General features: G+C 71.1%; 12 protein-coding genes. 5 read left to right on the top strand and 7 right to left on the bottom strand.

Annotated elements, in window-relative coordinates:
• Positions 1-118 precede the first annotated feature (118 nt).
• The 4 genes from AC069T_RS16520 to AC069T_RS16535 are packed head-to-tail and all read right to left on the bottom strand — an operon-like array spanning position 119 to position 5,580.
• The gene (locus AC069T_RS16520; protein ID WP_478783411.1) at positions 119-2,497 is read right to left on the bottom strand and encodes a beta-xylosidase/alpha-l-arabinosidase; all 2,379 of its coding nucleotides are present in this window, start codon (positions 2,495-2,497) and stop codon (positions 119-121) included.
• Positions 2,494-3,312 carry a carbohydrate ABC transporter permease gene (locus AC069T_RS16525; protein WP_478783412.1) on the bottom strand — a complete coding sequence of 273 codons (819 nt, stop codon included), beginning with the start codon at positions 3,310-3,312 and terminating at the stop codon, positions 2,494-2,496. Before AC069T_RS16525 ends, AC069T_RS16520 begins: the two co-directional genes overlap by 4 nt.
• Positions 3,309-4,268: a carbohydrate ABC transporter permease gene (locus AC069T_RS16530; protein WP_478783413.1), complete on the bottom strand. Its 960-nt coding sequence runs from the start codon at positions 4,266-4,268 to the stop codon at positions 3,309-3,311. The genes AC069T_RS16525 and AC069T_RS16530 overlap by 4 nt, the downstream gene beginning before the upstream one ends.
• A 7-nt stretch (positions 4,269-4,275) precedes the next feature.
• The gene (locus AC069T_RS16535) at positions 4,276-5,580 is read right to left on the bottom strand and encodes an ABC transporter substrate-binding protein (RefSeq protein WP_478783414.1); all 1,305 of its coding nucleotides are present in this window, start codon (positions 5,578-5,580) and stop codon (positions 4,276-4,278) included.
• Positions 5,581-5,907: 327 nt separating this feature from the next.
• On the opposite strand from AC069T_RS16535, the gene AC069T_RS16540 reads away from it, so the two are divergent.
• From AC069T_RS16540 to AC069T_RS16550, 3 genes are all read left to right on the top strand, one after another.
• A complete protein-coding gene (locus AC069T_RS16540) occupies positions 5,908-7,296 on the top strand; it encodes a glycoside hydrolase family 10 protein (RefSeq protein ID WP_478783415.1) in 1,389 nt (462 codons plus the stop codon).
• A gap of 112 nt (positions 7,297-7,408) precedes the next feature.
• A complete protein-coding gene (locus AC069T_RS16545) occupies positions 7,409-8,749 on the top strand; it encodes an extracellular catalytic domain type 1 short-chain-length polyhydroxyalkanoate depolymerase (RefSeq protein ID WP_478783416.1) in 1,341 nt (446 codons plus the stop codon).
• Positions 8,750-8,969: 220 nt separating this feature from the next.
• A complete protein-coding gene (locus tag AC069T_RS16550) occupies positions 8,970-9,473 on the top strand; it encodes a mycothiol transferase (protein ID WP_478783417.1) in 504 nt (167 codons plus the stop codon).
• A 4-nt stretch (positions 9,474-9,477) separates the two neighbouring features.
• On the opposite strand, the gene AC069T_RS16555 is transcribed toward AC069T_RS16550, so the two are convergent.
• Entirely contained in the window at positions 9,478-10,569 is a 1,092-nt protein-coding gene (locus AC069T_RS16555) for an adenosine deaminase (protein ID WP_478783418.1), read from the bottom strand.
• 78 nt (positions 10,570-10,647) lie between these two features.
• Positions 10,648-11,046, bottom strand: a complete 399-nt coding sequence (locus AC069T_RS16560) for a VOC family protein (RefSeq protein ID WP_478783419.1) — start codon at positions 11,044-11,046, stop codon at positions 10,648-10,650.
• Between the two features lie 415 nt (positions 11,047-11,461).
• Here AC069T_RS16560 and AC069T_RS16565 point away from each other — a divergent pair, with 415 nt between their 5' ends.
• Positions 11,462-12,172 (top strand): dienelactone hydrolase family protein, encoded by a 711-nt coding sequence (locus tag AC069T_RS16565; RefSeq protein ID WP_478783420.1) that lies wholly within the window; start codon positions 11,462-11,464, stop codon positions 12,170-12,172.
• A 115-nt stretch (positions 12,173-12,287) separates the two neighbouring features.
• On the opposite strand, the gene AC069T_RS16570 is transcribed toward AC069T_RS16565, so the two are convergent.
• The gene (locus AC069T_RS16570) at positions 12,288-13,193 is read right to left on the bottom strand and encodes an aldo/keto reductase (protein WP_478783421.1); all 906 of its coding nucleotides are present in this window, start codon (positions 13,191-13,193) and stop codon (positions 12,288-12,290) included.
• 133 nt (positions 13,194-13,326) lie between these two features.
• On the opposite strand from AC069T_RS16570, the gene AC069T_RS16575 reads away from it, so the two are divergent.
• Positions 13,327-13,518 (top strand): hypothetical protein, encoded by a 192-nt coding sequence (locus AC069T_RS16575; protein ID WP_478783422.1) that lies wholly within the window; start codon positions 13,327-13,329, stop codon positions 13,516-13,518.
• Positions 13,519-13,525 lie beyond the last annotated feature (7 nt).

Below are 13,525 nucleotides of genomic sequence, written 5' to 3' on the forward strand. Positions count from 1 at the left end.
GACGGGGTATGTTTTGGGTGTTGCCCTGTCCCGCTACCCTCCCCTCCTCCGCCCCCCCCCCCCCCCCCCCCCCCCCCCCCCCCCCCCCCCCCCCCCCCCCCCCCCCCCCCCGGCCGGCTCACTCGGCGGACTGGGTGAAGTCGGCGTGCAGCCGCCGGGTGTGGTCCACGTACCTCCCGGGCCCGGTCAGCGTGACCGTCGCCGTCAGTCGCGGGTCGGTGCTGGACGCGGCCAGCCGCAGCTCCAGTGCGCCCGGCTCCACCACGCGCCGCCCGTCGCGGCCGGTGAACGCGGCGAGGTCGGCCGGTACGCTCACCCTGACCCGGCGCGCCTCGCCCGGCCCGAGCGGCACCCGGGTGTACCCGATGAGCCGCTGCACCGGCTGGACGACCGAGGCGACGGGGTCGTGCAGGTACAGCTGGACGACCTCGGTGCCCGCCCGGTCCCCGGTGTTGCGCACCGTGAAGGCCAGTGCGAACGCGCCGTCCGTGGGACTCTGCGCGTCGCCCACGGCGAGGTCGCTCCAGGTGAACGAGGTGTACGAGAGGCCGTGTCCGAACCCGAAGGCCGGGGTCGGGTCGATGTTCGACACCTCGCTGGCCTGGGCGAGCCGCGCGCCGAGATAGGTGGCGGGCTGCGCGCCCGGACCGCGCGGCACGCTGACCGGCAGCCGCCCGGAGGGGTTGGTACGGCCGCTGAGGACGCCCGCGATGGCCGCGGTGCCCTCGGCTCCGGGGAAGAAGGTCTGCACGATCGCGGCGGCCCGGTCCGCGGCGCGGCCCAGTGCGTAGGGCCGCCCGGCGACCAGGACGGCGACGACCGGCGTTCCCGAGTCGAGGACGGCGTCCAGCAGTTCCTGCTGGGCGCCGGGCAGCGCCAGGGAGTCGGCGTCGCAGCCCTCGCCGCTCGTCCCGCGCCCGAACAGCCCGGCCCGGTCGCCCAGGGCCGCGATGACGAGGTCGGCCCGCCCGGCGAGCTCTGCCGCCCCGGCGATGCCGGAGGTGTCGCCGTCGTCGATCCCGGTACCGCGCGCCACGGTGATCTCCGCGTCCGGGAACTCCCGCTCCAGGGCGTCCCGCAGCGAGGGCAGGTCGATGCCCGCCGGGACCTGCGGATGGTGCACGCCGACGTGCAGCGGGAAGGAGTAGCAGCCCAGTACGGCGGTCGGCTCCTGGGCGTTGGGGCCGACCAGGGTGATGCGGCGCGGCTTGGCGAGCGGCAGCGTCCCGTCGTTGCGCAGCAGCACCACGGCCCGGTCGGCGATCTCCCGGGCCAGCTCGCGGTTGGCCGGAGTGTCCAGGTCGACGGTGCCGCGCAGGGTCTGCGGGTTGTCCGGGGCGGCGCCGGCGAGGGCGGCGGGAACCGGGTTCCAGTGGGCGTCCAGCAGACCGAGCCGTGCCTTCTGTGTGAGCACCCGGCGCAGGGCGCGGTCCACGAGCGGTTCGGGCACCCGCCCGGAGGTGACGGCCTCCAGCAGAGGGGCGCCGAAGGTCTTGACGGTGGGCAGTTCGACGTCGACGCCGGCGTGGAGCGCGGCTCCGGCGGCATCGGCCCAGCTGTCCGCGACACCGTGCAGGATCTTGAGGAAGGCGATGCCGAAGTAGTCGGCGACCACCGTGCCCTCGAAGCCCCAGGTGTCGCGCAGCAGCCCGGTCAGCAGTTCCTCGTCGGCCGCGGAGGGCAGGCCGTCGGTGTCGGTGTAGGCGTGCATCACCGACTGGGCCCCGCCCTCGCGCAGCGCCATCTCGAAGGGCGGCAGCAGGACGTCGGCGCGCTCCCGCGGGCCGACGGCGACGGGGGCGAGGTTGCGTCCGGCGCGTGAGGCCGAGTAGCCGACGAAGTGCTTGAGGGTGGCGACGACTCCGGCCGACTCCAGACCCTGCGCGTAGGCGGTGCCGATGGTGCCGACGAGGTAGGGGTCCTCGCCGATGGTTTCCTCGACGCGGCCCCAGCGGGCGTCCCGGACCACGTCGAGTACGGGCGCGAGGCCCTGGTGGACGCCGACGGAGCGCATGTCGCGGCCGATGGCGGCGGCCATGCGCCGGATCAGGTGCGGGTCGAAGGTGGCTCCCCAGGACAGGGGGGCCGGGTAGGCGGTGGCGCCCCAGGTGGCGAAGCCGGTGAGGCATTCCTCGTGGGCCATGGCCGGGATGCCGAAGCGGTTCGCCGAGGCGATGCGCTGCTGGGTGCGCATGAGGGAGAGCGCGCCGAGCGCCGGGTCGACTGGAGCCGTGCCGAAGGGGCGGGTCAGCTGTCCCAGGCCGGCCGGCAGGAGCGCCTCGATGTCGACGGCCTCCTCCATGTCGTGCTGGTGGGGCGCCACTTCGCCGCCCTCGTCGGACGCGCCGACCCACACGCCGAAGAGCTGCGCGAGCTTCTCCTCGAGGGTCATGGCGGCGATCAGGGCGGAGACCCGGGTGTCGGTGTCCTGGTCGGGGTCGTTCCAGACGTGCGGGACGGAAACGGGGGTTGTCTCAACTGCCACGTTGGCGGTCACTTTCCTCCGACGCCCATGAGGCCCTGGACCAGGGCGCGACGGGCGAACAGGTAGACGAGCAGGACGGGCATCATGGACAGCACCACGGCGGCCAGCAGGCCCGGGATGTCGATGCCGTGCTCGGTTTGGAAGTTGTAGAGGCCCAGCGTGATCAACTTGGTCGAGTCGGACTGGGTCAGGACGAGGGGGAACAGGAAGCCGTTCCACGCCTGGAGGGCGGAGAACACCACGATGGTGGACAGCCCGCTCCTGGAGAGCGGGAGCACGAGCTGGAAGAACACCCGCCGGGTGGACGCACCGTCCATGGCCATCGCCTCGAACAGCTCCTGGGAGATGTCGCGCATGGTGCCGCTGAGGATCAGCGCGGTGATGGGCATGCAGAAGGCCGCGGTCGGCAGGATGACGCCGATCAGGTTGTCGTAGAGCCCGGCCTTGCTGATCAGGTAGAACATCGGGACGATCACGGCCTGGGCCGGGATGGCGAGGCCCAGCAGGAACAGCCGGAAGACTCCCGAGGTGACCCTGCCGCGGGCACGCACGATCGCGTAGGCCAGCGGCGGTACGAGCAGGAGCACCAGGCCGACGACGCACACGGTGACGATCACGGTGTTGAGGAAGTAGCGCCCGAAGCCGTTGGAGAAGGCTCCCGTGTAGTTGTCGAGGGTGAAGCTGTCCGGGAAGGACAGGGGGCCGTTCTGTGCGTACTCGGAGCGGGACTGCACCGTCGCGGCGAGCATGACGTACAGCGGCAGGCCGACGAGCAGCAGCCAGCCTACGGAGGCCGCGCCGGCCACGTAGTTGGGGCGTCTTTTCATGACAGACCTTCCGCGGAGCCGCGCATCTTGTCGTAGCCCGAGACGCGCACCACGATCAGTGAGATGACCGTGGCGGCGATCACCAGGACGAGTGCGATGGCCGAGGCGGCGCCGAAGTCGAAGCCCTTGAAGGCCTTTTGGTACATGTAGTAGGCGCTGATGGTGGTGTCGGTGCCGGGTCCGCCCTGGGTCAGGATGAGCACGGTCTCGAAGGTGGTGAGGCCGCCGACCACCATGAGGATCATCGAGGTGATGATCGAGTTGCGCAGCTGCGGCAGCGTGATGTGGAAGAACTGCCGGTAGCGTCCGGCTCCGTCGATCTCCGCTGCCTGGTAGAGGACTTGGGGTATCGCGCGGGCGGCTCCCTGGTAGATCAGCGTGTGGAACGGCGTGAACTGCCAGGTGCTGACGAAGGCGAGGACACCGATCGCGGTGGACTGGCTGCCGAACAGATTGCCGTCGCCGAACAGCCACTTCGCCTGGGACGGAACCCCGAAGTTCGGGTCGAGCAGTGCCCGCCACAGCACGGAGACGGCCGTGGACGACAGCAGCAGCGGGACGAAGTAGACCGCCGACAGGACGGCACGGTTGCGTTGTCTTCCGGCGGCCCAGACGCCGAGCAGGATGCTCAGCGGGGTCTGGAGGGCCACGCCGAGGGCAGTGATCAGCAGGCTCAGCCAGATGCTCTCGACCATGACCGGGTCGGCGAAGACCCGGCTCCAGTTGTCCGTGCCGACGAACTCCGGTGATCCGAGGCCGTTCCAGCTGGTGAAGGACAGGACTCCCACCATGATCAGTGGGGCGATCGCGAAGAGGCCGAAGAAGACCGTGGCCGGGAGCGCCCAGGCGAATCCCGGGTGTCCCACGCCGGAGACACCGGCGCTCCTGTTCCGGCGGCGGGCGGCCGGCTCGTCCGCCCGGGTGGGCGGACGGACTCGCGTCATCTGTGTGGTCATCGCGGACTCAGGCGGTGGGAAGGGCCTGCATGGCCTTGATGAAGCCGTCCGCGTCGAGCTGGCCGTTGAAGAACTGCTGGACGGCCTGGTGGATCGGGGTGATGGCCGCGGGCGGGTAGGCCTGGTCCCACGACAGCTGGAAGGACGGGGCCTTCTTCACCAGGTCGAACTGGTAGCGCGAGTACTCGGGGCTGGCCGAGGTGTCGAGGAACTTCTCGGTGTTCGTCGTGGTCGGCAGGTTGCCGATGGACAGCTGCTTCTTCACGAAGCTGTCGGAGTACATGAGCTTCAGGAACTCCGCCACGGCCTCGGGGTGCTCGGTCTTCTTCAGCACGGAGTAGAAGTTGTTGGTGTTGCCGACCAGGTTGCCGGGGTCGCCCTTGGCGCCCTCGACACTGGGGAAGGCGCTGTAGCCGAGGTTCTTCTCGGCGAACTTCTTGTTGGCGTCCTGCTGGGTGGAGTATTCCCACGAACCCATCAGCTCGAAGCCGGCCTTGCCGGCGGCCAGCAGAGCGGGTGACCCGCCGTCGGTGAACTTCACCGAGTCGAAGTTGGTGCCGAAGGCGCCGGCGTCGATCAGGTCTTTGAGCATGCTCAGCGCCTTCTTGCTGTCCGCGCTCGCCCAGGCGTCCTTGTCCCCGTCGAGCGCCTTCTGGAAGAGCCCGGGGCCCGCGACACGGTCGTAGAGGTACTCGAACCACATCAGCGTCGGCCACTGGTCGCCGCCGCCGAGGGCGATCGGCGTGACGTCGGCCGCCTTGAGCTTCTTGACCGCTCCGAGCAACTCGTCCCAGGTCTTGGGCTGTTCGACGCCCGCGTCGGCGAGCACCTTCTTGTTGCTGAACAGCAGGACGGGCTGGGTGCCGCGCATCGGGATGCCGTACGGCTTGTCGTCGATCCTGGCGGTGTCGAAGACCGAGGGCAGGAACTGGGCCACCAGAGAGGGATTGTCCTTGATCATGCCGTCCAGCGGCAGGAGCAGATCCGCCTTCACGAACGGCTGGATGCTGCCGCCGCCCCAGTTGAAGAAGACGTCCGGGGCCTGCGGCGTGCTGATGATCGTCTGCAGCTTCTGCTGGTAGTCGGCGCCGGGGATGGTGTCCAGCACCGCCTTGACCTCGGACGTCTTGTTGAACTCGGCGACGAGCTGCTTCTCGACCTTGTTGGTGGCGTCCCCGTAGACGAGGACGTGGATCTTCCCCCCGTCGGAGGACGACGTGCTGTCCCCGTCCCCACAGGCCGCGAGGCTCAGGGCCAGGGCCATCGTCACGCCTCCGGCGAGCATCCGGGGGAACCGCGCACGTGTCTTCATGGCGCACCTTTCGAAAGTTTCGGCCGCATTGCCGAAAGTCACTGCGATTCCTGGACCGTAAGGGAGGCCTCTTCGGGGGTCAACGGGGGTGCAAGCGTGCGATCAAACCGTTATCGAGGAGATCACCCCGCCTTCGCGCCTGCACACTCTCGGCCAGAGTGCGGGGAGTTGCGCGCTAGTGGTTGACCGACCGGACCCTTGCCCATAAGTTCTGCGCAGCCATTCGGAAACATGCTCGCAACTTTCGAATGCAGCACCTCGCACTCTCATCCACCCCGCCCTCACGCACACCGCCGGACCGCTCCGGCACCCGTAGAAGGGGATGACATGCACATGATCTTCACGTCGGTCGACCGCGGCCCCGCGCCACCGCCCCGGCGGCGTTCCCGCGCCCGTAAGGCACTCGTCCTGGCCACGGCGGGCCTCCTGGCCGCCGGGGGCGTCGGAGCCCTCTCGGACACGGCCCACGCCGCCACCACCCTCGGCTCGGCAGCGGCCGCCCAGGGCCGCTACTTCGGCACCGCCGTCGCGGCGGGCCACCTCGGCGAATCGGCGTACGTGTCCACGCTCGACCGGGAGTTCACCTCGGTGACCCCCGAGAACGAGATGAAGTGGGACGCCGTCGAGCCGTCCAGGAACTCGTTCAGCTTCGGGTCGGCCGACCAGATCGTCAGCCACGCCCAGAGCAAGGGCATGAAGGTCCGCGGCCACACACTGGTGTGGCACTCCCAGCTGCCCGGCTGGGTGGCCGGTCTGGGCACCGCCGACCTCAGAACGGCGATGAACAACCACATCACCCAGGTCATGCAGCACTACAAGGGGAAGATCCACTCCTGGGACGTCGTCAACGAGGCCTTCCAGGACGGCAACAGCGGCGCACGACGCAGCTCGCCGTTCCAGGACAAGCTCGGCAGCGGCTTCATCGAGGAGGCGTTCCGCACCGCCCGCACCGCCGATCCGGCCGCCAAGCTCTGTTACAACGACTACAACACCGACGGCGTCAACGCGAAGAGCACCGCCGTGTACAACATGGTGAAGGACTTCAAGTCCCGCGGTGTGCCGATCGACTGCGTCGGCTTCCAGTCCCACTTCAACAGCGCCTCGCCGGTACCCGCCGACTACCAGGCCAACCTGCAGCGCTTCGCCGACCTCGGCGTCGACGTACAGATCACCGAGCTGGACATCGAGGGCTCCGGCGCGTCCCAGGCCACGAGTTACGGCAACGTCGTCAAGGCGTGCCTCGGCGTCTCGCGCTGCACCGGCATCACCGTCTGGGGCGTCACCGACAAGTACTCCTGGCGCAGCAGCGGCACCCCCCTGCTCTTCGACGGCAACTACACCGCCAAGCCGGCCTACGGCGCCGTGATCTCGGCGTTCGGCGGCACCGGGGGCGGAGGCGGAGGCGGCAATGCCACCTGCTCCGTCGCCTACAGCAGGACCGCGTCGTGGAACGGCGGCTTCAACGGCCAGGTGACCGTGACCGCGGGCAGCACCGCGATCAGCGGCTGGACCGTGGCGGTCACAGTGACGCCGCCGCAGAAGGTCTCCGCCACCTGGAACGGCTCACCCACCTGGGACAGCAGCGGCAACGTGATGACGATGCGGCCCAACGGCAACGGCAACCTGGCCGCGGGCGCGTCGACGAGCTTCGGCTTCACCGTCATGACGAACGGCAACACCTCGGCACCGGCGATCGGGAACTGCACCGCGTCCTGACCACCTCCGCCCCGGGCCGCCCGGGCCCGCCCCGCGGACAGGCACGCAGCTCCGCGGGCGGTGCCCGGGCGGCCGTCCCAGGTACAGCAGTCAGTACAGGAAGGACGCGCACATGACCGAGATGTCCCCACGGGGACCGGCCGCCGCCCGGCGGCCGGCGAGAGCACGGCTCACGGTGAGAGCTCGGCTGACGGCTCTCCTGGCAGGGATCCTGCCCCTGCTGTCGACGCTCCTCCTCGTCGTCGCCGCGCCTCCGGCGTCGGCTGCCACGCTGACGGAGGTGACCGGCTTCGGCAGCAACCCGAGCGGTCTGCGGATGCACCTGTACGTGCCGGACAGCGTCCGTGCCAGGCCCGCCGTGCTGGTGGCGGTGCACTACTGCACCGGTTCGGGTCCCGCCTTCCACGCGGGCACGGAGTTCGCCTCGCTCGCGGACCGGTACGGCTTCGTCGTCGTCTATCCGTCGGCGACCCGGAGCGGCAACTGCTTCGACGTCTCCTCCCCGCAAGCCCTCAGGCGGGACGGCGGCAGCGACCCGGTCGGCATCAGGTCGATGGTCCGTTACGCCGAGGAGCACCTGAACGCCGACCCCGGCCGGGTCTACGTCACCGGGGCCTCCTCCGGCGCGATGATGACCAACGTCCTGCTGGGCAACTACCCCGACGTGTTCAAGGCCGGCGCCGCCTTCATGGGCGTACCGCACTCGTGCTTCGCCACGACCGACGGCTCGGGCTGGAACAGCGCCTGCGCGAACGGGACGGTCGACAGGACACCGCAGCAGTGGGGCGACCTGGTCCGGTCGGCCCACCCCGGCTACAGCGGCGCTCGCCCGAGGATGCAGATCTGGCACGGCACCGAGGACACCACGCTGCGCTACCCGAACTTCGGCGAGCAGATCGACCAGTGGACGAACGTGCACGGGGTGAGCCGGACAGCCGCCTTCACCGATCACCCGCAGTCCGACTGGACCCGCACCCGCTACGGCGGCACCGGCACACAGCCGCCGGTGGAAGCCATCAGCGTGCAGGGCGCCGGCCACACCCTGCCGGCGGCCGGCATGGCGGCGCGGGCGATCGCGTTCTTCGGTCTGGACGCGTCCGACCCCGGCCCGGGCCCCGGCCCCGAGCCCGCCCCGGGCAGCTGCCGGGTGGGCTACACGGTCAGCGCCTGGAACAGCGGTCTGACCGCGACGATCACTCTCACCAACACCGGTACGGCCCCCATCGCCGCCTGGTCGCTCGCCTTCACCCTGCCCGCGGGACAGAGCATCGTCTCCGGCTGGGGGGCGACGTACAGCCCGGGCAGCGGCTCGCTGACCGCCAAGGGGCTCTCGTACAACTCCACGCTCGCGGCCGGGGCCAGTACGCAGATCGGCTTCCAGGCCAGCCATACGGGCGACACCGGGAAACCGGCGTCGTTCACGCTCAACGGGGCTCCCTGCACCACCGCCTGACGTCCGTGGTCCCGGCAGGTGTCCTGCCGGGACCACGGACTTCTGCTTGATCCTTTGGGAGCAGCCCTGCCGTCGGCCTCGCTGCCACAGGGTGCCTGCCGCATCGTGCCGTCCGCGGCCGGCCGGGGGGCACCCGCAACTGTCCCTCGCATGCCTCCCGTTCCCCGGGACGGCCGGGTCCCGATCGCGAATCGGGCGCTGCCGGGAGAGAGTGGGCGTCATGCATGCCAAGGACGTTCTCGCCGAAGCGTACGGACGGATCCAGGAGGAGGTGCACGCGGCCGTCGACGGACTCTCCGCCGAGGAGCTGAACGCCCCGCCCCGGATCGGGTCCAACTCGATCGCCTGGCTGATCTGGCATCTGTCACGTGTGCAGGACGACCACGTCGCGGACGTGGCCGGCCACGAGCAGGTCTGGCTGTCCGCGGGCTGGGCCGGCCGCTTCGCGCTCGGGCTGCCCGAGCGCGACACGGGGTACGGCCACACGTCGAAGAAGGCCGCCCAGGTCCGGGTGGACTCGGGCGGCCTCCTGACCGGCTACTACGACGCCGTGCACGAGCGGACCCTCGGCTTCGTCCGCGGACTGGCCGACAAGGACCTGGAGCGCGTCGTGGACGAGCAGTGGGACCCGCCGGTCACCCTGGGCGTGCGCCTGGTCAGTGTCCTGGCCGACGATCTCCAGCATGTCGGCCAGGCGGCGTACGCCCGGGGGCTGCTGCGCTGAGCAGTCAGACCGCCGTGCGGCCGGACGCCCCGGCGTCCGCGTAGCCGGGCAGCACGACGTCCCGGATGAGCGCGGTCCGCTCGTCGAACGGGAGGAACGCGCTCTTGAGGGCGTTCACGGTGACCGTGCGCAGGTCCTCGACGGTCCAGCCGGCCTCCTCGACCAGCAGCGACATCTCGCGGGTCATCGTCGTACCGGACACCAGGCGGTTGTCGGTGTTCAGGGTGACGCGGAAGCCGAGGTCGCGCAGGGCCGTGATGGGGTGCTCGGCGATCGAGGTGGCCGCACCTGTCTGCAGGTTGGACGTCGGGCACATCTCCAGGGCGATGCGGCGGTCGCGCACCCAGCCCGCGAGACGGCCGAGCTTGCCGTCCACGATGTCCTCCGTGATGCGCACACCATGGCCGATGCGCTGGGCGCCGCAGACCTGGAGCGCCTGGTGGATGCTGGGCAGACCGTGCGCCTCACCGGCGTGGATGGTGAAGGGCACGCTCTCGCGGCGCAGGTGCTCGAAGGCCGCGATGTGGTCCGCCGGCGGGAAGCCGTCCTCGGCGCCCGCGATGTCGAACCCGACGACACCGGCGTCCCGGAACGCCACCGCCAGGTCCGCGATCTCCCGGGTCCTGTCGAACATGCGCATGCCGCACAGCAGGGTGCCCACCCGGACCGGGGTGCCCGCGGCCGACGCCTTGGCCATACCGGCCGCGAGGCCCTCCTGCACGGTCCGGACGACCTCGGCCAGGGTCAGCCCGCCGCTCAGCATCAGCTCGGGGGCGTAGCGCACCTCGCCGTAGACCACTCCGTCGGCGGCCAGGTCGAGGACGTACTCCTCGGCGGTGCGCAGCAGGCCCTCGCGGGTCTGCATGACGGCGAGGGTGTGCTCGAAGGTGGCTATGTACCGCACGAGGTCACCGGAGTTGGCGGCCTCGTAGTACCAGGCGGCGAGCTCCGTCGGGTCGGTGGTGGGCAGCGTGTGGCCGACCGCGGCGGCGAGTTCCACCAGGGTGGCGGGGCGCAGTCCGCCGTCGAGGTGGTCGTGCAGCACCGCCTTCGGCAGGCGGCGGATGGTGTCGATGTCGATGCGGTGCGCGGTCATGCGTTCTTTTCCTCGGCAGGTGGTCCGGTGGCGGGCGATGGGTTCCGCGGACGCGTGGTGCGCGGGTCGTACGGGGGGTCAGGCGCCGGTGGCGGACTGGAGCAGGTCCCAGCGGTTTCCGTACAGGTCCTGGAAGACGGCGACCGTGCCGTAGGGCTCGTGGCGCGGCTCCTCCAGGAAGGTCACCCCGGCGGCGCGCATCCGGGCGTGGTCCCGGGTGAAGTCGTCGGTGTGCAGGAAGAAGCCCACGCGGCCGCCGGTCTGGTCGCCGACCCGGCCGCGCTGCGGCTCGTCCTTGGCGCGGGCCAGCAGCAGCCCCGTACCCGCGCCCTCCGCGCCCGGCTCGACGACGACCCAGCGGGAGCCGTCGGGCCGCGGGGCGTCCTCGGCGAGGCGGAACCCGAGGGCGTCGGTGTAGAAGCGGATCGCCTCGTCGTAGTCGTCGACGACGAGGGTGACCAGGGCGATGCGTCTCATCAGGACCTCTCCGGAAGTTATACGTAACACGGTAGGGTACGGCATCCCGCGAGCGGTTCGTCCTGGCGGCCCCGGCGGCGCGGCCCGCCGGCCCTCGCGAGGCGGGGGCTCGGGCGGCGGCGGCGCGGGGTGCACCCGGACCTGGCCGGCCTCACCTGCGGCGACCGGGGGACCGCTCGGACGGAGCGGACAGAGCGGACGGCTCGCCCGACCGTCCCGGGTCGTCCTGGCTGCCGTCCCGGGCCCCGTCCTGGGCCATCCCGGGCCCCGTCCTGGGCCATCCCGGGCCCGTCCCGGGCCGTCCCGGGCCGTCCCGCGGGCCGGTGCCCGGCGACGGACCCGCCCATGACATCGTGGAGATCGACTCGGGACCCTGTCCCCCGCCCAGCGCTGTCCCCCAACAGGAGTTGAGAGCATGACCGAGAAGCCGAAGGCGACCGGAGCCCCCGCCCGCCAGAACGTCACCTTCCCCAGTGCCGGGTCCACCGCGCACGGCTATCTGGCGCTGCCGCCGTCCGGGCAGGGGCCCGGCGTGATCGTCATCCAGGAGTGGTGGGGTCTGACGAACCACATCGCCGACGTCGCGGACCGGCTCGCGCAGGAGGGTTTCGTGGCGCTCGCCCCCGACCTGTACGGCGGCAATGTGGCCCACGAGAGCGATGAGGCCCTGCGGATGATGCAGGATCTGCCGGTCGCCCGGGGTGTCGAACTGCTCTCCGGAGCGGTCGACCATCTGCTCGGCCTGCCCGAGGTCACCTCGGACACGGTCGGCGCGGTCGGTTTCTGCATGGGCGGCGGCTTCGTGATCTACCTGGCCGCGGCCGACCGGCGCATCGGTGCGGCGGTGCCGTTCTACGGGGTCATCCAGGGGGACCTCCCCGACTTCTCCGCCCTGGAGGCGCAGGTCCAGGGTCACTACGGCGAGCTGGACACGAGCATCCCGCTCGAGAAGCTGGACGAGCTGCGGGCCGCCGTGCAGCAGCAGTCCGGCATCACCCCGGACCTCCGCGTCTATCCGGCCCAGCACGCCTTCTTCAACGACGGCCGGCCCGAGGTCCACGACCCGAAGTCCTCCGCGCAGGCCTGGCAGAGCACGGTGGCCTTCCTGCACGACCAGCTGGGCTGAACGCCGCCCGCCGTAGCCGCATCCGCCGGTCGGGCCACGATCCGCCGCGTGCGCCGCCGTCCGGCTGGCGGCGGTGTGGCGCGGGCCGGCGAGGGCGCCTCCCCGCGGGCCCGCGTCACTCGCCGTGCCGGTGGAGCGTGTCGAGGCGGGCCGTCTCCTCGTCGGTGAGGCGGAGCGCGCCCGCGGCCACGTTCTCGGCGAGGTGCCCGGGGTTGCCGGTGCCGGGGATCGCGAGGACCTGCGGGCCCTGGCGCAGCGTCCACGCCAGGCGGACCTGGGCGGGCGTCGCGTCGTGCGCACGCGCGACGGCGTTCACGGCGTCGCCGTCGGCGCCGCTCGGGCCCCGGGAGCCGCCCTTGCCCGCGATCGCGAAGAACGGGACGAAGGCGATGCCCTGTTCCTCGCACATCCGGAGCACGGCGTCGGTCCCGGGGTCCGGGGAGCCGAGGCCGAACTGGTTCTGCACGCTCACCACCGGCGCGATGGCCTGGGCCTCGGCGAGATGCCGGGGTTCGACCGCGGAGACGCCGAGGTGACGGATCAGTCCGGCCCTGCGCAGCTCGGCCAGCGCGCCGAAGTGCTCCGAGATCGACTCCTGCCGCATGCGCCGGAGGTACACCAGGTCGAGATGGTCGCGGCCGAGCTGGCGCAGGTTCTCCTCGACGTGTCCGCGCAGGTCCGCGGGCCGCGCCGGGGCGGCCCACTCCCCCGACTGGTCGCGGTACGGCCCGACCTTGACCGCGATGACCAGGTCGTCCGTGTACGGGGCCAGCGCGCTGTTGATCAGTTCGTTCGCCGAGCGCAGGGACGAGAAGTAGAAGGCGGCCGTGTCGATGTGGTTGACGCCCAGTTCGACCGCGCGCCGCAGCACGGCGACCGAGCGGTTCCGGTCGCTCGGCGTGCCCTGGTGGAAGGCGGCGCTGCCCGTCAGCCGCATCGCCCCGAACCCGACGCGGTTGACGACGAGGTCACCCATGGTCCAGGTCCCGGCGGCGGCCGCGGTGATCGTTTTCGACGTCATCCCGGCAGTTTCGCACGGGGGCTGCGAGCTGTGTGGGCAGGCCCTGTGCGAACTCCGAGAAGGGTCCGGTCTCTGCCGCCGCTGGGTCACGTGCCCGGAAGTCCCGGGCCGGTACGCCGGGTCGCAGCTGCTGGTGGACCGTTCGCCGCAGGCGTTTCAGCGGTGGGCCGAGGACTACTACGCGGTCCCGGTCGACCTGGACGCCGTTCGTCATGCCTTCGCGTCACGCCCGCTGACGGAAGAGGTGGTCCGGGCGCTGAATCCGGCGACGAGCCTGGCAGGGGTCGCGAAGGACATCGTGGGGATCGGTTACCCGAGGGACTGAGTCGCCG

It is taken from the genome of Streptomyces sp. NPDC043867 (genome assembly GCF_056435845.1).